This is a genomic window from Pacificispira sp. (genome assembly GCF_965228185.1).
GTDB lineage: Bacteria > Pseudomonadota > Alphaproteobacteria > UBA8366 > Aestuariispiraceae > Pacificispira.
On record NZ_CBDDHE010000006.1, the window covers coordinates 67207 to 86440 of the forward strand.

Annotated in this window: 14 protein-coding genes; 10 read left to right on the forward strand and 4 right to left on the reverse strand. The window is 61.6% G+C overall.

What is annotated here, in order from left to right; translation table 11 throughout:
- Window positions 1–21 precede the first annotated feature (21 nt).
- Together ACO06O_RS11095 and ACO06O_RS11100 are read left to right on the forward strand one after the other, a co-directional pair.
- Complete coding sequence (locus ACO06O_RS11095; RefSeq protein WP_421879591.1) at window positions 22–378, forward strand: DUF4168 domain-containing protein; 357 nt, start codon at window positions 22–24, stop codon at window positions 376–378.
- 113 nt (window positions 379–491) lie between these two features.
- Window positions 492–2063: a glucan biosynthesis protein gene (locus tag ACO06O_RS11100; RefSeq protein WP_421879594.1), complete on the forward strand. Its 1572-nt coding sequence runs from the start codon at window positions 492–494 to the stop codon at window positions 2061–2063.
- A 163-nt stretch (window positions 2064–2226) separates the two neighbouring features.
- Here the strand turns inward: ACO06O_RS11100 and ACO06O_RS11105 are convergent, their stop codons facing one another.
- Together ACO06O_RS11105 and ACO06O_RS11110 are read right to left on the reverse strand one after the other, a co-directional pair.
- Window positions 2227–3423, reverse strand: coding sequence for an MFS transporter (locus ACO06O_RS11105; protein ID WP_421879597.1), 1197 nt, complete (start codon window positions 3421–3423; stop codon window positions 2227–2229).
- A 10-nt stretch (window positions 3424–3433) separates the two neighbouring features.
- Window positions 3434–3988 (reverse strand): TRAP transporter small permease subunit, encoded by a 555-nt coding sequence (locus tag ACO06O_RS11110; protein ID WP_421879600.1) that lies wholly within the window; start codon window positions 3986–3988, stop codon window positions 3434–3436.
- A gap of 219 nt (window positions 3989–4207) precedes the next feature.
- On the opposite strand from ACO06O_RS11110, the gene ACO06O_RS11115 reads away from it, so the two are divergent.
- Window positions 4208–5350, forward strand: coding sequence for an NADH:flavin oxidoreductase/NADH oxidase (locus ACO06O_RS11115; protein WP_421879603.1), 1143 nt, complete (start codon window positions 4208–4210; stop codon window positions 5348–5350).
- A gap of 101 nt (window positions 5351–5451) precedes the next feature.
- Window positions 5452–6588, forward strand: coding sequence for a C4-dicarboxylate TRAP transporter substrate-binding protein (locus ACO06O_RS11120; RefSeq protein WP_421879606.1), 1137 nt, complete (start codon window positions 5452–5454; stop codon window positions 6586–6588).
- Between the two features lie 84 nt (window positions 6589–6672).
- Here ACO06O_RS11120 and ACO06O_RS11125 read toward each other — a convergent pair whose 3' ends face one another.
- Window positions 6673–7320 carry a cupin domain-containing protein gene (locus ACO06O_RS11125; protein WP_421879610.1) on the reverse strand — a complete coding sequence of 216 codons (648 nt, stop codon included), beginning with the start codon at window positions 7318–7320 and terminating at the stop codon, window positions 6673–6675.
- Between the two features lie 209 nt (window positions 7321–7529).
- Here ACO06O_RS11125 and ACO06O_RS11130 point away from each other — a divergent pair, with 209 nt between their 5' ends.
- The 6 genes from ACO06O_RS11130 (at window position 7530) to ACO06O_RS11155 (ending at window position 17935) form a co-directional block, all read left to right on the forward strand.
- Window positions 7530–8834, forward strand: coding sequence for a TRAP transporter large permease (locus tag ACO06O_RS11130; RefSeq protein WP_421879613.1), 1305 nt, complete (start codon window positions 7530–7532; stop codon window positions 8832–8834).
- Window positions 8835–8887: 53 nt separating this feature from the next.
- Window positions 8888–10900 carry a hydantoinase/oxoprolinase family protein gene (locus ACO06O_RS11135; protein WP_421879616.1) on the forward strand — a complete coding sequence of 671 codons (2013 nt, stop codon included), beginning with the start codon at window positions 8888–8890 and terminating at the stop codon, window positions 10898–10900.
- A gap of 3 nt (window positions 10901–10903) precedes the next feature.
- Window positions 10904–12577 carry a hydantoinase B/oxoprolinase family protein gene (locus tag ACO06O_RS11140; protein WP_421879619.1) on the forward strand — a complete coding sequence of 558 codons (1674 nt, stop codon included), beginning with the start codon at window positions 10904–10906 and terminating at the stop codon, window positions 12575–12577.
- A 5-nt stretch (window positions 12578–12582) separates the two neighbouring features.
- On the forward strand, window positions 12583–13851 hold the full coding sequence (locus ACO06O_RS11145) for an NAD(P)/FAD-dependent oxidoreductase (RefSeq protein ID WP_421879622.1): 1269 nt from the start codon (window positions 12583–12585) through the stop codon (window positions 13849–13851).
- A gap of 27 nt (window positions 13852–13878) precedes the next feature.
- Entirely contained in the window at window positions 13879–15504 is a 1626-nt protein-coding gene (gene ggt, locus ACO06O_RS11150; RefSeq protein WP_421879625.1) for a gamma-glutamyltransferase, read from the forward strand.
- A 136-nt stretch (window positions 15505–15640) separates the two neighbouring features.
- Entirely contained in the window at window positions 15641–17935 is a 2295-nt protein-coding gene (locus tag ACO06O_RS11155) for a hypothetical protein (RefSeq protein ID WP_421879628.1), read from the forward strand.
- Between the two features lie 10 nt (window positions 17936–17945).
- Here the strand turns inward: ACO06O_RS11155 and ACO06O_RS11160 are convergent, their stop codons facing one another.
- Window positions 17946–19223, reverse strand: coding sequence for an aspartate aminotransferase family protein (locus ACO06O_RS11160; RefSeq protein ID WP_421879631.1), 1278 nt, complete (start codon window positions 19221–19223; stop codon window positions 17946–17948).
- Window positions 19224–19234 lie beyond the last annotated feature (11 nt).

Consider the following 19234-nt stretch of genomic DNA (forward strand, 5'->3'; position numbering starts at 1 on the left):
TACGCGATAAGGAGCGATATCATGAAACTACGAACCGCCGCCGCCACCGTCGTGACCGCGATGTTTCTAACCGCCGGTGCAGCCTTTGCACAGCAAGGCCAGGCCGTCACCGATGACAAGGTTCAAAGCTATGTCGTCGCCTATATGAACGTTCAGGACATCGTGCGCGAGTACAAGTCCAAGGCCGACGAAGCCAAGTCGGATGCCGAGATCGAGAAGCTTCGCAGTTTCTACGGCAGTCATATCACGGAAGCCGTCGAATCCGAGGATCTGACGGTAGACGAATACAATTCGATCACGCGTCAGCTCGAAACCGACACGGAACTGCGCGAGCGTGTGACCGAGAAGATCATCGAGATGCGCCAGGACGGCCAGTAGGACCGTTCCGCTTCGGCGACCCCAAACCGCCCTGCCAACGCTGTCCGCCCGCCCCGGTTGCGGGCATCAGGGCTGATCGACTGTTCGACCTAGTACGGGGGATTCCTTCAGACATGACTAGTGGCTTTTCCCGCAGACGGTTTCTGGAAACCATGGCCGCCTGCGGTCTGGCACCGGGCCTCGTTCCCGCCGCTGCACAGGCAGCGGCGCCGAACGGTGGTCTGACCTTCGAGGAGGCGCGTCCTTTCGTGTTCGATCAACTGATCGGCCGCGCCGCGCGGCTCGCGGGACAGCCCTTCGCCCCACCCCCGAAACCTGCGCCGGATATCACCGAAAGCCTCAATTACGAGCACCACGGTAAGATCCGGTATCCGTCGGAAAAGGCCCATTTCACGGACGGGCCGGGACAATTTCCGGCGACCTTCTTCCACCTCGGCATGTACTTTCAGCGTCCGGTGAAGATGTTCGCCGTTTCCGACGGCATGGCCGCCGAGCTGTTGTACCGGAAGGACTATTTCGAGATGCCGCAGGACAGTCCGGCCCAATCCATGCCGGACGATGCGGGATTCGCTGGGTTCCGCCTGCACGAAGACCGAAGCCGGGACGATTGGAAGACCCAGGACTGGATTGCCTTCCTGGGCGCGTCCTACTTCCGGGCCATTGGGGAGTTGGGACAATACGGGCTGTCGGCGCGCGGCATTGCGATCGACACGGCGGTCGACGGGCCGGAGGAGTTTCCGGCCTTCACGGAATTCTACCTCGAACCAAACGACGGCGGTACCGTCACGGTCTATGCCTTGCTGGACGGCCCCAGCCTGACGGGTGCCTTTCGTTTTCACCTGACCCGCAACGATGCCGTGACGGTCGATGTCGACCAGCGCCTGTATTTCCGCAAGCCGGTGAAGCGACTTGGCATCGCGCCGCTGACCTCCATGTTCTGGTATGCCGAATACGGCGATGCGGCATTGAACGATTGGCGACCGGAGGTGCATGATTCCGACGGACTAGCCCTGTTCACCGGGAATGGCGAGCGTCTCTGGCGTCCCCTGAACAACCCGCCCCGGACCATCGTTTCCAGCTTCCTCGATTCCGACATCAAGGGGTTCGGTCTGATGCAGCGCGACCGGAACTTCGAAAACTTCCTGGACGGCGTGCATTACGAAAGACGGCCAAGCCTGTGGATCGAACCGCATGACGGCTGGGGCAAGGGCTCGGTGCAGCTTGTCGAAATTCCGACCGATGACGAGATCCATGACAATATCGTCGCCTTCTGGGTGCCTCAGGAGACAGTCGGCAAGGGCAGCGAACTGCGGTTCGGCTACCGAATGCACTGGACGGCGAATCAACCCGATTGGCCGGACAGGCTGGCCCGGTGCGTTGCGACCCGAATGGGACGCGGTGGCGAACCCGGGACTCAGAGGCCGGAAGGTGTCAAAAAATTCGTGATCGAATTCGCGGGCGGCCCATTGGCTGACTTGTCGCCCGACGATCCGGTGAAGGCCGCGATCTCAACGTCGCGCGGGGCGGTGTCCTACGTCTTCACGGAAAAGATCCCCGGTACGGACCGCTGGCGCGCCCAGTTCGACCTCGATCCGGAGGGGCAGGATCCTGTCGAAATGCGGGCCTACCTCCATGTCGGCGACGAAGCCGTATCGGAAACCTGGACGTATCAATTCATCGGCTGACCGTAAAAGGGTCTATCAATGTGGCACGTATGCGGAGTGTCCTTCACCCCCGAGTTCCTGCCAAACTGGGGTGTGGATCACAGTCCGTACAATGGATCGCCCCAAGCGGGTTAGATCGAGGCCCCGACCCCCGTCGCTTCAGCCGCTAGACGACGGCACGGTTTCAACCTGTCGACGATAGGTTTCGACGCGTCCTTGCAGCCGTCGAAAAGATAGCGACCAGGGGCACACTGGCGGCCATCAGAGCCATCGAAAACCAGATCGGCATGGTGGGATCGCCGGTGGCTTCCAGAAGCCAGCCGGCCACGGCCGGAAAACCGAAGAAGCCGCAGTAGAAAAGAAAGAAGTAGATGCCGTATCCAAGGCCGTGGTCGGTCGGCGGCAGAACCCGCTGCAGCATGCCGGTATAAGGCGCGCCCGGCAGTCCCCAGATGATGCCGAGGACAATGCTGAGCCAAAGCGGATTTCCGCCTAACGCAATCGGTATGATCAGGAAGGCGGAAAGACAGGCGCCGGATACCATCATTGTGCGGGCCATATCGAACCGATCGGCGATCCAGGCCCCAAGCGGGGTGCCGATCAATCCCAACCAAACAATCATGCTGGCCGCGATACTGGCCTCGGCATGGGTCATGTCGAGGGAGGTAAAGAACGCAGGCGCAAAACTCAGGTAGATGATCCCGCCGGCCGTGAAACAGGAAAAGGCCGAGCCAAGCGCAAGTGAGACTTTCCAGCTTTGCTTGGAAATACGTGACAGCCCGGCCTCACCGGAACCCCGGCTTTGACGGGGTGTGTCGGGCACTGTCAACGATACGCCGATTGCGACCGCCGCAGTCAGCGCCGCCACGATCCACAATGTCGACTGCCAGCCGACCATCTCCGCGAGAAGGGGATAGGCGACGGCGCCCAGTCCGAGACCGACCGGCCAGGAGCTCAGTACGACGGATATGGCGGTATTCATGCTGGCGCCTTGAAACAGTTGTGCCGTCAGGCGCAGAAACGCGATGTTCAGGAGGATACCGCCGGTGCCGGCAACCAACCGACAAAGCGCTGCCGGAAGGAAGTCGTCAGCCAGCGGCAGGGCTGCACATCCCGCGGCCATCAGGACCAGACCGAGAATTCCGGGACGGACATGTCCGAACCGTTTCATCAGGATCGAGCCCGGGATGGCGAGCGCCAGACCCGGGGCTAGAAACAATCCGATCAGCAGGCCGATCTCGCTGTAATCCAGGCCGAGATCGTCCATCAGGAACGGCGTCAGGGAGGCGATGGTCTGCAACTGGAGCCCCATGCAGAAGCGCGCACAGGACAGGGCCAGCAGCACCGCGACGGGACGCCGCGGACGCAAATCCGGCTGCATGATCGATATCCTATTCGGCGGCGGCCTTCAGATGGGGTTCCGCAAGAGCGGGCGTCAGCACGGCCTTCGCCGCTCTGAGCAGGGCGGCAACGACCAGCAAACCAAAGGAAATCGGCATGAAGAAGCGGCTTGGCCAAATTTCGATCAGGGCCGCCCCCATGACCATTTCGCGGCTGGCCATGGCGTCGACCGAGTCCAGCCAGGATTGATAGGCGAACAGGCCGAAGAACAGGGCTGTGGCAAGCGCGGCAAAAACGAAGATCGCGCGCCGCAGGACGAGCGGCAATTTCTGATAAATAACTTCGACGGTGATGTGTTCGTCCCGCAGTTCGATATAGGCAAGCGGCAGGCAGACCGCACCGACCATGTAATAGAAGGAAACGATTTCGGTCGTCCCGTACACAGGACTGTTGAATGCCAAGCGTCCAAGAATGTCCAAAATGACGTGAACCGCCATCAGAACAAGCGAGATCGTGCCGAACACGAGTACCACCCGCGCCAGCAGTTCTATCAGCGTTTCCAAACGCTTCAACGCTCTCTCTCGCACACTTGCCCCATCATTCATGACCTATCTCCAACACCGTTCGCGCAGCGAGTCAACGACGCTGCCGTTTGTCTGGCCTCTGAAGCCGACCCTTGCCAGTTTGAAATATTGAGGCGATAGTTTCAATACCGCTGCAACGGCCCGGGCACCAAACAGCCCGGATTTCAGGTTTGCCGCGGTGTGTTTGGTAGGACTTGTATGAGAGGAGTTTCCGTTTTGGACGCCGCCCTTTTGAATTCAATGACACTGCGATCGATAACGCTGCCCAATCGAATCGTGATCTCTCCGATGCAGCAATACATGGCCGGCCGGGACGGAAAAGTTCGTGACTGGCATTTTGTGCATCTGACCAAGATGGCCGTCGGCGGGGCGGGTACCGTCTTTACCGAAGCCCTGGCCATCGAGCCGGAAGGGCGGGTGACCTATCATGACCTGGGTGTCTGGAGTGACGATCATCTGGAGGGCTTGAAACGCCTCGTCGGGGGCATTTCGGATGCCGGCGCCGTTCCGGCGACACAATTGATTCACGCTGGGCGGAAGGCAAGCGTTGCCCCACCCTATCACGGATTCGAACCGCTGAGCGACAAGGATGCCAAGGAACGTGGCGAGAAGCCTTGGCCGGTCGTGTCCGCGTCTGCACTGGAGGCCAATCCGGGTTGGCCGGTACCGAAGGCCCTCAGCCGCGACGATATCAAGCGCCTTGTCGAAAGCTACGCCACGGCGACGCGCCGCGTCCGGGAAGCGGGCTTCCAGGTTTTGGACATGCATGGTGCGCACGGCTATCTGATCCATTGCTTCCTCTCGCCCTTGTCCAATGCACGGGATGACGAGTATGGCGGCGATCTGGACGGTCGGATGCGCCTTGCGCTGGAAGTCGCGGATGCCGTCCGGTCCGAATGGCCAGCCGAACTGCCGTTCTTCTATCGCCTATCCTGCATCGACGATGCAGAGGGCGGTTGGACGCTGGACGACAGTGTCGCGCTGTCGAAGGCGTTGAAGGAGCGGGGCGTCGATGTCATCGATTGCTCATCCGGTGGATTGGGCCGGCGTACGACGCCCCTGATCATTCCACGCGCGCCCGGCTACCAGGTTCCCTTCGCCAGCCGCATCAAAAAGGATGCGGATGTGCCGACCATGGCGGTCGGCCTGATCATGGATCCAGAGCATGCCAATGAAATCGTCGAGTCCGGCGATGCGGACCTGATCGCAATCGGTCGCGAGGCACTCAACAACCCGAACTGGGGGCTTCACGCCAAAGTCGCCCTTGCCGGTTTGGAAGCCTATGAACCCGAATGGCCCAAGCCGTATGGCTGGTGGCTCTACCGACGCGCAAAGGCGCTCGAAGCATCCAAGGAATCCAGCGGCCGCGCGGCGACCGCCTGAATTCGAAGCCTTTCATCGGGCGACGAAAGCGCCGGATTCATCCACTCGAGGAGGACCCGGCGTCCGTAAACTTCGGAATGAATGAACGGGGAGTAGAATGAATGTTAAAGAAGATTGCCTTGGGAGTGGCCGTGGCCGCTCTTACCTCCGGCGCGGCGACCGCGCAGGCTGAGACCTTTTCGGCGAACAACTTCCTCGACGCGAGCCATCCCTTCTCCGTCGAGAACTACACAAACTTCGCGGAGCGCGTAAAGGAACGCACGGACGGTGATATCTCGTTCGATGTGTTCCTGGGCGGTGTGCTGCTGGGCGGCCGGGCGTCCTTGAGCGGAACCGGGGACGGCGTCGCGCAGGTCGCCTACCACGCGGGGACTTACACCCCGTCCGACCTGCCGATCACGAACCTGATTTCGGAACTGGCCTTCCTGACCGACAACTTCTACGCCCTGGCGGCGGCATCGACGATCATGTCGTTCACGCATCCGGCGCTGATCGAGGAATATAAGAAAAACGGTGTTGTCTTCGGTGGCGGCTATGGCACGCCGATCTACTACCTGATCTGCAACAAGCCGATCCGGAACGCGGCCGACCTGGAAGGCAAGCGCCTGCGCATGCCGGGTGGAATCTGGGACCGTTGGGCCAGTGCCATGGGCGCGGTGTCCGTCAATGTCCCGTCCAGCGAAATCTATACCGGTCTGGATCGTGGTACGCTGGATTGCGGTGTGAACCCACTGGATTCCCTGCTGTCGCGCAGCTATTGGGACGTGGCAAAATACGTGCCGATGATCCCGCTGGGATCCTACTACTCCGGTCCGATGTGGGCATACAATATCGAGTTCTGGCAGGATCGTACCGACGAGCAGCGGGCTATTCTGCTCGAAGAAGCCGGTGCGGCCTTCATTCGTTCCGCGCTGATGTATCTCGACAATTCCCAAAAGGCGATCGAACAGGGTGAATCCGAACATGGCATGGAATTCATCCAAGTCGATCCGGCCCTGATGGAGAAGCACGTCAACTTCGTGGCCAGCGACTCCGCGGCGTTGGTTTCCATGGCGCAGGAACAGTATGGCGTCAGCGAGGAACTGGCCGTCGACCTGATCGACACGTTCAAGGCGATCGTCGCGGAATGGGAGAAGAAGTTGGAAGGCGTCGAAATGACGGACAAGGATACATTGACCAAGCTCTTCGTCGAAGACATCTACAAGAAAGTCGATGTCTCCACATTCGGCATGAACTGATCTGTCTACACAGGCCAAGAAAATTGGCGCTCGCCCCAAACCGGGGTGAGCGCCTTTTTCTTTCAGACCGGCTTCTGAGAAGGCTCAATAGAAGGGTGGAGAGGTAATCCACAGTACGCGCGCGATGGTCTTACCGGGGTTATAAGACTTATGCGGCTGTTCACTCTTGAAGCGGAAGGAGTCGCCCTTGTGCAGATGGAAATGCTGTTCCCCGACCCAGAGTTCCATTTCGCCCTGCAGCACATACCCGCATTCTTCGCCCGGGTGCCAGTAGGAATCCCCGCCCGTCGTGCCGCCGGCCTCAATTGTCACCAGCAGCATCTGAAGGGAGCCGGATAAGTCGGGGGTCAGCAGTTCCTTCATCAGCCGCTTGTGCGGCAGGTCGAGTTTTCGTCCCGAACCGCTGCGGACAATGACCTTACGCTCCTCGGCCGGTGGGATCTTGCCGTCGTTGAAAAACCAGACCGGCGAGACTCCGACGGCCTTGGAAATCGCCTGCAACGACCGCAGGGAAGGAGAGGACGAGCCGCGCTCGATCTGACTTAGGAGTCCGATCGAAATACCCGCCGCTTCGGACAGCTGTTTCAGGGACAATCGCTTGGCTTTTCGAATGTCCCGGACCTGCTGGCCAACCCATTGATCGGACATGTCTCCGACCTCGGCAGCGAACTGCCGACGGACAGTATCGATGTCTGACGAGGTCAACTCGTTAGCTTTCATTTCGTTCGCCATTTTTGAAATCTCGGTTTGCAAAATTCATTTTTGGCCCATACCATTCTTACGAGACTAAAGCGAGTGTAACAATAATTCCTGTGCAAAAGATGCACTTATGACGCGTTTTTTCCCGCTTTTGTGAACAAGGGGCGTCACGCATCACGCACGGAATTCGTTGAGTGGCAGGGCAAGGTTTCGGCCACCTCACAGGATGGGGAATGTACGGTATGGATCGGGTCGAAATGGGCCTCGTCGGCATCGCGGTGCTGCTTCTGCTGCTCGCGCTCAGGGTGCCGATCGGGGTGGGATTGGCGCTGGTGGCGTTCTTTGGCGTTGCGATCGTCACGAATGGCAATGTCGCCTTCGGACTGCTCAGCAATGTGCCCTATGAATTCATCGGCGACTGGTCCCTTTCGGCTGTTCCGATGTTCATGTTCATGGGATTTCTCGCCACTGAGATGAAGCTGACGTCGTCCTTGTTCGGCGCCATGCGCATCCTGCTCGCAGGCCTTCCGGGCAGCCTCGCGGTATCCAGCGTTTCCGCCTGTGCAATGTTCGCCGCGGCCTCGGGGTCGTCGGTCGCGACATCGGCATCCATGAGCCGGATCGCCGTGCCGGAAATGCTGAAACTGGGCTACAATCCCGGCCTCGCCACGGGCGCCGTCGCATCGGCCGGAACGCTCGGCTCCCTTATCCCACCGTCCATTCTGATGGTGATTTTCGGTATCTTCGCGGAAGTTTCGATCGGGAAACTTTTTGCGGCCGGCATCCTTCCGGGAATCCTGTCCGCGATCATGTTCTGCCTGATGATCATCATCCGGGCGAAGCTGAACCCGAAACTGGCCCCGGACATGGTCGAAAAGCCGAGTACCGCCGACCGTATCTGGGCGTTGCGCCAGATCTGGCCCTTGCCGCTGCTGGTGGTTGGGGTCCTAGGCGGCATCTACGCCGGAATCTTCACGCCGACGGAAGCGGGCGCGGTAGGGTCAGGGCTGACGGTTCTGATTGCCTTGGTGCAGCGCAACTTCAATTGGATGCGCGCATGGACGGCGGCCCGTCAGGCCGTCGAAGGCACGGCGTCGATCTTCATCATTGCGGTGGGCGCGGGGCTGTTCGCGCGGTTCATGGCGTTGACCGGTGTGCCGGATTTTCTGGCCGGGTCCTTCCTGACTTCGGACTCCCAGATCCTGCTGATCCTGCAGCTTTCGCTGCTGTTCCTCCTGCTGGGTTGCTTCATCGATTCGATCGGCATCATGCTGCTGACGCTGCCGATCATTCTGCCCCTGCTGCACCAGGCGGATGTCAGCCTCATCTGGTTCGGCGTGATTCTGATCAAGTTGCTTGAAATCGGACTGGTGACCCCGCCGGTCGGGCTGAACGTCTTCGTGATGAAATCGTCGCTCGGCAACCTGGTTACCCTGCCGCAGATTTTCCGCGGCGTGTCCTGGTTCATCGTCGCGGACCTGGTCACGCTTGGACTGCTCATCGCCTTCCCGGCGATCTCACTCTGGTTGCCTTCGATGATGCGCTGAACGGCGATGTCTCTTGGGAACGAATTGCACGAATGTATGAAAGGATGTTGTCGATGCGCGTAGGTGTTGAAGTCGGTGGAACCTTTACGGACCTTGTGGCCGTAGGGAATGGCGGGATCACCATCACCAAGGTCCCCAGCACGCCGCACAGCCCGGATATCGGCGCCTTGAACGGAATCAAGGCCGCGGGGCTTTCTCTGGAATCCGTCACCGATCTGGCCCACGGTTCCACTGTCGCGACCAACGCCGTGCTAGAGCGCAAAGGCGCCAAGGTCGCGTTCGTGACGACCGAAGGCTTCCGGGACATCCTATTCCTGCAGCGTCACGACCGCCGCAGCATCTATGACATCAAGTATCGCAAGCCGGAGCCCGTGATGGCCCGCCGTGACTGCTTCGAAGCGTCCGAACGGGTGCTGGCCGATGGCAGCATCGCGACACCGCTAGACGAGAAGGCCGTCCGCGAGGTCTTGATCCCGAAACTCAAGGAAGGCAATTACGGCGCCGTTGCGGTCTGCCTATTGAACGGATACGCCAACCCGGTCCACGAAAACCGGCTGGTGGAAATGATCGAGGCGGCCCTGCCCGATCTGCTGGTCACCCGTTCCAGTGAGATCGTCCGCATCTTCCGTGAATACGAGCGGGCGTCGACCACCAGCCTGTCAGCCTATGTGCAGCCGGTCATCGACCGCTATCTGGGCCGGTTCGAAAAGAGCCTCGCAGAAGCCGACTTCAAAGGGCATCTGACGGTGATGCAGTCCAATGGCGGCCGGCTTCCGGCGGTTGCCATGCGGCGCAGCGCCATTACTGCCTTGTTCTCCGGTCCTGCCGCCGGCGTCGTCGGCGCGGCGCGTCAGGTCGAGAAGTCGAATTTCAAGAACCTGATCACCTTCGATATGGGCGGCACCTCGACGGATGTCTGTCTGGTCAATGACGGCCAACCGGCCCTGACCATGGAAACGGAAATCGGCGGCCTGCCGGTCATGACGCCGGTTCTGGATATCGTGACCGTCGGCGGCGGTGGCGGCTCCATCGCCTGGATCGATGACGGCGGCATGTTGCGGGTCGGACCGCAGAGCGCCGGCGCCGATCCCGGCCCCGCCTGCTATGGCCATGGCGGCGAACTGCCGACCGTCACCGATGCCCAGGTCGTGCGCGGCGCGGTCCGCCCGGAGGCCTTCCTCGGCGGACGAATGAAGATCGATGTCGAAGCGGCGAGAAACGCATTCACCGGCATCGCCGAACATTTCGGCATATCGATCGAGGAAGCTGCGGAAAGCGTCGTCAAACTGGTCAACTCGAACATCGTTCGGGCGATTCAGTTGGTATCGACGGAGCGCGGCCGCGATCCGCGCGATTACGTCCTGGTGCCGTTCGGAGGCGGAGGGCCGCTGCATGCGGCATCCATCGCCGACGAGCTGGGTGTGTCCACAATCTGCATTCCGCCGAATGCCGGAGTGATCTCGGCCTTCGGTCTGCTCGCCTCCGATTTCGTCAAATATGCCAGCCGGACGCAGCAGATGCCGATGAATGCCGGGCCAAAGGACGGCGCCGCGATCCTGGAAGAATTGAAAGCCGAACTGGTCGAGGAATTCCAGAAGATGGGACTTTCCGGCGACCGGCTTGAATTCACCTATACGGCCGAGATGCGTTTCGTGGGCCAGGCCTTCGAACTGGGAGTCGAACTGCCGGGCGACCGCCTGAACGCGCTGACCGTCGACGATTTCCGTGACGGTTTCGAGGAGGCTCACTACCGGATGTTCTATCACGGCATCGGATCGAACCGGCCGGTGGAAATCGTGTCCTTCCGCGTCGGGGCGACCTATCCCGTCGAGGAAGTTCCCGTCATGCATTCGACCGGCGACGTCGCACGCACGCCGGCGGATCATCCCGTTTTCGAAGGCGGCGACTGGATCACCTGCCAGCATATCGCCAGCGAGGCGGTGAAGAATGCCGGCACCATCGACATCCCGACCATCATCGAGGGCAGTACCGCGACCACGTTCATCCCGGTCGGTTGGCGCGCCGAGCTCGATCATGCGAACAATCTGATTATGAAGAGGATCTAAGTCATGAAGATCAGCGCGCTCGACTACGCCGTCATCAGCCAGGGCGTCCAGGCGGCCGCCCGCGAGATGGGTGTAAAACTGATCCGCTCCGCCTATTCGACGATTCTGCGCGAGGCACGGGACGGCTCCGCCGCTCTGCTGGATGCAAAAGGTCGAACCATCGCCCAGGCGGAACTGATCCCGATGCAACTCGGCACGATTGACGCCATCGTGCAGCCCTGTCTGGAACTCTTCCCGCCCGAGACGCTGCAGGAAGGAGATTTCCTGATCAACAACCACCCATATCACGGTGGTCAGCACCTGCAGGACGTCTTCATCTTCAACCCGGTGTTCTTCGAAGGCAAATTGATCGGTTTCGGAGCCAGCGTTGCGCACCATCTTGACCTCGGTGGCGGCAGCGCGGGTCTGAACCCGAACGCATCCGACGTCTATCAGGAAGGGATCCTGATCCCGCCGTCGAAATACAACATGGATCGCGACTGGAACGGCGGTAACTTCGAACGGCTTATCGCCTCGAACATCCGCGTTCCGACCCAGACGATCGGCGATTTCAATGCCCAGTTCGCGGCCAATTTCATGGGCGGCGGCCGTCTGAAGGAATTGTGCACGAAGCATGGCGTCGACGCGGTTCTGGAAACCATGGACGAGATGCTCAACTACACCGAACGCCGCGTCCGCGCTGCGATCGAAGATCTGCCGGACGGCGTCTATACCGGAGAGGACTGCATCGACGATGCGGCATTCGATGGGGACGATCCGGTTTGGATCCGGGCCAAGGTCACGGTCAAGGGCGACAGCATCGACGTTGATTTCGAAGGCACCGACCCGCAGGTCAACTGCAACATCAACTGCCCCTTCGCCTCAACCCAATCGGTCGCGCTGTCGGCGGTGAAGGTTGCGTTGACGGGTTCCGATGTGCCGTTCAATTCCGGCCTTCGCCGGCCGATCACCTTCCGGGCGCCGTATGGTTCGATCCTGAACCCGAAACCGCCCGCCCCGGTACGCGCCCGCATGATACCCGCCTATCGCGCCTATGACGCGATCATGAAGGCCCTGTCCAAGGCGGCACCGGAAAAGGTGACGGCCATGGGCTTCGACTGCACCACAATTGCCTGCCTGGCCCACAAGGACGACAACGGCTTTGCCGTTCATATCGAACCCTATGGCGGCGGATTCGGCGGCAGCGTCGATCAGGACGGGTGCGATGCAATCGACAACCAGCTGTCCAATTGTGCCAACACGCCGGTGGAATCCCTGGATACGGGATACAGCTTCTTCCGGGTCAAGGCCTATAGCATGGTCATGGATTCCTTCGGCCACGGCCGCCATCGCGGCGGGGCCGGCTTCCTGCGCAGCTATGAAATCCTGAAGGACGGCGCGACCTTCGCGATCTATTCCGACCATCACAAATATGCCCCCTCCGGCCTGTTCGGCGGCAGTGACGGCACGAAGGGATATTGCCGCGTTCTGCGGGGCGGTGAGGAAGTGATCGTCGGCTCCAAGAACCTTGTGAACCTCAAGAAGGGCGACATTGTCGAGGTCTTCTGCGGCGGCGGCGGGGGCTACGGCGACCCGAGAGAACGTGCGCGCAGCGACATCGAGAACGATATTGCCGAAGGCCTTCTGTCCCCGGGCGAAGCGGCCCGGATCTATGCCCTTCCCGAAGCGGCCGAGTAGGCGGAATGGAGCGCATAGTCTGGTCGGACACGGCCGCCGAACCGGTTGTCGAGACGGAGGTCTATAAAGGCGAATGCCAGACGTCCGTCGCGGTGATCGGGGGCGGTTATGCCGGCCTTTCCGCCGCGCTGCATTTGGCGGAATCAGGCACCGATTGTCTGTTGCTGGAGGCGCAGGCATTCGGTGCCGGCGCCTCCGGGCGCAATAACGGTCAGGTTATTCCGGGACTGAAATACGGTCCGGACGACCTGGAGACACGGTACGGCGACGCGGGTGCCGTCGTCGCACAGACGGCGGCGGGTACCGCCGATCTCGTTTTCGACCTGATCGAAAAGCACGCCATCGATTGCGAACCGGACCGCCGCGGCTGGGTCCGGGCCGCCCACAGCCCCGTTGCTTTGCCGACCATCGAGAAACAAGCGGCCCAGTGGGAACGGCGGGGGGCGCCGGTCGAATTGCTGGATCGCAACCAGACTGAATCCCTGTTGGGAACATCAAACTATATCGGCGGGATGATCGACCGCCGTGCCGGGCGGCTTCAGCCCCTGTCCTATTGCCGGGGTCTCGCGCGCGCCGCGAAGACGGCCGGGGCGAAACTGCATCAGCACAGCCCCGTTCGCGCAATGGCACGCGAAGGCGGGCGCTGGCACCTGGATACCGACGGGGGCACGGTCCGTGCGGACAAGGTGATCCTTGCGACCGGCGCTTATCATGAGAACCTCATTCCCGGCTGGTCGACGACCTTTATGACCGTGCAGGCGATGCAGATCGCATCGGAACCCCTGACCGCCAATATCGCCCGATCGATCCTTCCGGGTGTCTCCGCCATGTCGGATACGCGAAAGCTGGCGAATGCGATCCGGATGGATGCCGCCGGTCGTCTGGCGATCACCGGCCGCGGACCGCTGAGCGGCAAGATCGACAATCGCATTCGCGGAGACCTGATCCGCGCCATAACGCGGCTCTTCCCCGCTGTCGAGGGACAGGCTTGGTCACATATCTGGGCCGGCCGGATCGGGATCACGATCGACGAATTGCCGCGACTTGCCGCGCCGCGTCCGGCCTGCCTGGCCATTGTCGGGTTCAACGGCCGGGGGGTTGCCATGGCCACGGCGCTGGGCAAAGCCGCCGCCGCTCATACCATAGGTCGGGAAGCGGGATTCCCTGTGGTTGACGCACCGACCATCCCTTTTCACAGTCTGCGTCGCCCGGCGCTCGCCACCGCCATTTCGTACTACCGCATGCGCGATGCCCTCGGCTTTGCCGGCCGCTAACACGGTCCCATTCGGAGTTCAGTTCAGATGAAAGCCAAGTCCTTCGTCAGCACCCCTCAACCTGAGGCCAGCGAAACCGGTATCGAAATCCTGCGACGCGGCGGAAACGCCGTCGACGCGGCCATCGCCGTCGCGCTGGTCCAGGGCGTCGTCGATCCGCAGATGTGCGGCATCGCAGGCTTTGGCAGCATGCAGATCTTCCTGCCGAAGAAAGGGGTCCACGGTCTTATCGATTTCCACGGGAAGACCCCCTCGGCCGCGCGCCCGGACATGTGGGAACACCTGATCGAAGGTGAGACGCGCGACGGGTTCGGCTTCATTCTGAAGGGACGGGTCAACGATGTCGGCTATCAGTCCATCACCGTTCCCGGCAGTCTGAAAGCCTATTACGAGGCGCAGACAGAGCATGGCGTCATGGATTGGGCCGACGTTGTCCAGCCCGCCATCGACCATGCCGAACGCGGCGTCGTCATCCGGCCGCACATGTATTTCTTCTGGACCCAGAACGACGGCATGGGGCGGGTTCTGACGTCGGACAGGCTGGCTTTCACGGAATCGGGACGGCGCATCTATTTCAATGCCGACGGAAGCCTCAAGCGACCAGGGGAGCGGCTGCACAATCCCGACATGGCCCAGACTCTGCGCACCATCGCGGCGGAAGGCGCGGATGTCTTCTATCGCGGTGAAATCGCGGACCGGATCGCGGCCGATATGAAAGCGAATGGCGGTCTGCTTTCCCGCGAGGATCTGGAGACCTATCGGACCACAAGGACGGAGCCGCTATGGGGGCGGTTCCGCGATTTCGACATCGCCAGCAACCAGCCGCCGGGGGGCGGCATCATGCTGATCGAAATGCTGCAGATGCTTGCGCATTTTGATCTCAAGTCGCTCGGCCACAACTCTTCCGAATATCTGCGCATCGTCGCCGAAGCGATGAAGCGCGCGACCCGTGACAAGGATGCCTTTGTAGGCGACCCCGCATTCTACGACGTGCCGGTCGCCCGGCTGACCGATCCGGACTATGCGCGGGACCAGGCCGCGGCCATCCGGGCGGGCGAGGTCGCGTCCGTGGAACGCCTCGTGAAGGCGTTCGACGAATCCAAGGACACGACGCATATCGCCGTTGTCGATCCGGAGGGCGGCATTGTCAGCATGACCCATTCGCTCGGCATGCCGTCCGGTGTGATCACGGAAGGCCTGGGCTTCATGTACAATGGCTGCATGGGCGTCTTCGATCCGCGTCCCGGGCGGGCAGGATCAATTGCCCCCGGCAAGTCCCGGTTCAGTTCGGTCTGCCCGACGATCGCGTTCAAGGACGGCGATCCTCGTCTGATCATCGGCGCACCGGGCGGCACACAGATCGCGATGGGCGTACTGCAGGCAACGCTGAACGTGCTGGAATTCGACATGCCCATCGTCGAGGCCATCGCGGCACCCCGCTTCTCCGCGACCAGCAACGCGATCGATATCAGCAACCGGATTCCGGGTTATGTGACCCGGCCGCTCGAAGAGCGCGGATATGAAATCATCCGCAGTCATTTGAGCTATGGTTTTGCGGCGGTTCACGGCCTGAAGCGGGAACCGGACGGCCTATGGACCGGCGGGGCGGATCCGGGACACGACGGCATGGCTCTCGGCCTTCCGGAAAACTGACTTCACCAGCCGAGCGAATGCTGTTGAATCTGGATGCGGGCCTCTTATGGTTTGATCTGCGGCCCTGCAGCCGCGCGCCATAAGTTCTCCACGATCCCTACCTGGGATAGTCGCCAGAGAAAGCAGAGAACCTCCCATGCCCGCACCCCGGCCCGAGTTGATTGGCGAGATCTTTACCGACGCGCTGCCGGCCGAAGATCCCGTACTGTACGGACATGCGGACCTGGAGCCGAAGGGGGCTTTTCAGGCGCGCAGTTACCAAACATTCCGGCTGACCTATACCTGTGGGCGCTACGGTCTGGACGATACCGGATCCATCAAGGTCGTCTTTCGCTTCACGGCGGATGGTGGCGATTTGCAGACACACGATCCGACCGCACCAAACTTTGTGACGGCGACGGCTTCGAACGGAACGCCGCTTAAGCTGTCCTTCGACTCGTCGGGGCATATGCGGCCGTGGTACCGGGCGCTTACAATCTTCGTGCATAAAGGTTTCCTGCGCGAAGGCGATACGATCGTGATCGTTGTGGGGGACACGTCCGGCGGTTCGCCCGGCCACATCTTGCAATCGATGTGTGAAAGCGCCTTCACCTGGCGGGTGATCGCCGATGTGTGTGCCACGGGACACTACATCCCAATCGCGGAAAGCCCGACCATCGACATCGTTCCCGGTCCGCCGGCGGTCTGGAAGGCGATTCTGCCGACCTTGCGCCGTCCAGGCGAAACCTTCCGCCTGGGTATCAAGGCCGAAGACCGCTACGGCAATCCGTCGAACCAGGTCGACCGGACGCTCCGGCTGACGGCATCCTCGCCGGTCGGCGGCTTGCCGGAAACGGTGGCCTTCCCACCCGGTCAAAGGTCCTTGGTGATCGATGGTTTAAGCGCCGCCACGGCCGGTACACTGGACATCGCCGTTCATGACGCGGACGGGTCCCTGCTGGCGCGAACCAACCCCCTGATGATTCGGGCCGGGACGGAGGCATCCTGGTGGGCCGACATGCATGGTCAGTCCGGCGAGTCTGTCGGCCTCAACACCGCCCGGGAATATTTCGACTTCGCGCGGAACATGGCCTTCCTGGATGCGACCAGCCATCAGGCGAACGATTTTCAGGTGAATGGCGCGTTCTGGGCGCATATCAACGAGCTGACCGCCGAATACCACGAGGACGACCGCTTCCTGACTCTGCCGGGGTATGAGTGGTCGGGGAATACCGGCGTAGGCGGCGATCGCAATGTCTATTTCCGCACCGAGGGTCGGCCGATCCGCCGGTCTTCTCACGCGCTGATCGCCGACCGGGCGGAAATCATGAACGACGCCCCCACCGCGCGGGAGCTGTTCGCCGCCCTTCGCAACGAAGACTGCGTCGCCTATGCCCATATCGGCGGGCGGCCTGCCGACGTGGCCTATGCCCATGACCCGCGTATCGAAACGGCGATGGAAATTCATTCCGCCTGGGGCACGTTCGAGTGGCTGATGGCCGACTGTTTCGAACAAGGCTATCGCGTCGGTGTGGTCGCCAATTCCGACGGCCACAAGGGGCGGCCTGGTGCCAGCTATCCGGGAACGTCTCAGTTCGGGGCTTATGGCGGCCTGACCTGTTTCCTTATGGACCGCCTGACCCGCGATGACTTGTTCGCATGCCTGAAGAACCGGCGGCATTACGCCACGACCGGCGAGCGCATACATATCGACCTATCCGTGGAACCGGATACGGAAGCGGAGCGTTTCGCCGTCGATCCGCATGTCGGCGAGGGACCGGTGACCCGTACCGATGTCCTTGGCATGGGGGATATCGCCCGGGTCACCGGCACAGGCGCACGGGTTTCCTTCACGTCCCAAGCGCGCTTGCCAATCCTGCGCGTCGACGTTCTGAATGGGATGGACACTGTCGCCACGGTCCATAATCCGGCGACCCAGGCGGATACCGGGCCCTTGAGCCGCGTTCGGCTTTTGTGGCGCGGCGCGATGGTCAAGGGGCGTGGCGCTCGGGCGTCTTGGGAAGGCAGGGTGACCGTCCGCGGTGCCAGGATTGCCCGCACCACCGATATCTGCGCATGGAACCCGGATGCCCCGTCGCGCCGGGTCGGAGACGATACGGTGGAATGGGAGTCCGTCACCGCCGGCAATTTTGGGGCAATCGACCTCTGGTTGGAGGATATGAGTGACGAGACGACCCTCGACATTCAGACCAACCATGCTGCCGCCACCCTCCGCGTCGCCGATATCGGAATAGACGATTGCGTTGTCGATGCGGGCGGATTGGACCTGGAGCTTCGCCTTTCCCGGTTGCCGGACACGCTCGACGGCGGGCCGGTTACAGCGCATGTCCCTGTGCAACTGGCGACTGATCGAGACAATCCGCTTTGGATCCGGGTCACGACGGAAGACGGGTTCCAGGCCTGGACCAGTCCGGTCTATCTTTTCTCATAAGCCGCTGACGCTACGCCGCCAGGGCATCCGCTGCCGTGCCCAGCGCGTCGAGTGTAGCCGCGATATCCTCATCGGACAGGGCGAGAGACGGATAGACCTTGCCGGGTGACTTGAAGATGCCCGATGCCCGCAGGCTGGCGTTGAACCGGGCATTGGCCTTGGCATCCGCCGCTTTGACGCCCCGGTAGTCCCGAATATCCCGGTCGGTGAAGACGATATCGAACAGGGTCGCGTCGCCGACGATCCGGTGGGCGATGCCGGCCTTTTCCAGGGCCGTCGTAGCGCCGGCCATGATCCGCTCGCCGTTATCGCGCAGCCGGTCGTACTGGCCGGGCCGTCGCAGAATCTCCATGGTTTTCAGCCCGGCAACAGCGGCGACCGGATTGCCGGACAACGTACCGAGCTGCATCAGCCATTTGTCGGCGCCCACCGCGCCTTTGTCGAAATGCGCCATGATCTCCCGGCGCCCCGCGACGGCGGCCAGGGGGAAGCCGCCGCCGATGATCTTGCCCAAGGTGCACAGATCCGGCGTCACGCCGTAGAATTCCTGCGCGCCGCCATAGGCTAGGCGGAAACCGGTGACGATCTCGTCGAAAATCAGAACGATCCCCGCCGCGTCGCACAGATCCCGCAAAGCCTGCAGAAATCCGGGCAGCGGCGGCACGATGCGCTGCAACGGTTCGACAATGATGGCCGCGATCTCGCTACCCTTCTCTGCCACCAAGGAACGAACGAAATCGATATCGTTGAACGGCGCGATCAGCATTTCGGCGCGCACGCCTTCCGGAATGCCGGCACTGTCCGGCACCGCCTGCGGGAAATTTACCAGACGATCCGGCGCCAGGCTCATTTGGGCTTCGGCCGACATGCCGTGATAGCCGCCTTCGAATTTCAGAATCTTGTCGCGCCCGGTAAAGGCGCGGGCAAGGCGCATCGCATACATATCCGCCTCCCCGCCCGACGAGACATATCGGACCTGGTCGGCACAGGCGGCCGCGTCGCAGATGGCTTCCGCCAGTTCGATGCCGGCGGCGTTGTTGGCGAAGAATGTCATACCTTTCGGCAGTTGTTCCAGCACCGCCTCCATGACCTCCGGATCGCCATGCCCCAGCAGCATCGGGCCGGACCCGATCAGATAGTCGATATACTCCTTGCCGTCCTCGTCCCAGACCCGGCTGCCGCGCCCCTCGCGGATAACGATATCCGGCGCGAAATTGCCGAATGTGCCGCCCGGCAGGACGGCGTGGGCGCGTTCGATCCATTCGGCTTGGCTGTGCAGCTTGGTCACGGGTTGCTTCC

Coding starts and splice junctions, on each gene's coding strand:
- ACO06O_RS11095 (WP_421879591.1), top strand. CDS start 22: ATGAAACTACGAACCGCCGCCGCCACCGTCGTGACCGCGATGTTTCTA.
- ACO06O_RS11100 (WP_421879594.1), top strand. CDS start 492: ATGACTAGTGGCTTTTCCCGCAGACGGTTTCTGGAAACCATGGCCGCC.
- ACO06O_RS11105 (WP_421879597.1), bottom strand. CDS start 3,423: ATGCAGCCGGATTTGCGTCCGCGGCGTCCCGTCGCGGTGCTGCTGGCC.
- ACO06O_RS11110 (WP_421879600.1), bottom strand. CDS start 3,988: ATGAATGATGGGGCAAGTGTGCGAGAGAGAGCGTTGAAGCGTTTGGAA.
- ACO06O_RS11115 (WP_421879603.1), top strand. CDS start 4,208: ATGACACTGCGATCGATAACGCTGCCCAATCGAATCGTGATCTCTCCG.
- ACO06O_RS11120 (WP_421879606.1), top strand. CDS start 5,452: ATGTTAAAGAAGATTGCCTTGGGAGTGGCCGTGGCCGCTCTTACCTCC.
- ACO06O_RS11125 (WP_421879610.1), bottom strand. CDS start 7,320: ATGGCGAACGAAATGAAAGCTAACGAGTTGACCTCGTCAGACATCGAT.
- ACO06O_RS11130 (WP_421879613.1), top strand. CDS start 7,530: ATGGATCGGGTCGAAATGGGCCTCGTCGGCATCGCGGTGCTGCTTCTG.
- ACO06O_RS11135 (WP_421879616.1), top strand. CDS start 8,888: ATGCGCGTAGGTGTTGAAGTCGGTGGAACCTTTACGGACCTTGTGGCC.
- ACO06O_RS11140 (WP_421879619.1), top strand. CDS start 10,904: ATGAAGATCAGCGCGCTCGACTACGCCGTCATCAGCCAGGGCGTCCAG.
- ACO06O_RS11145 (WP_421879622.1), top strand. CDS start 12,583: ATGGAGCGCATAGTCTGGTCGGACACGGCCGCCGAACCGGTTGTCGAG.
- ggt (WP_421879625.1), top strand. CDS start 13,879: ATGAAAGCCAAGTCCTTCGTCAGCACCCCTCAACCTGAGGCCAGCGAA.
- ACO06O_RS11155 (WP_421879628.1), top strand. CDS start 15,641: ATGCCCGCACCCCGGCCCGAGTTGATTGGCGAGATCTTTACCGACGCG.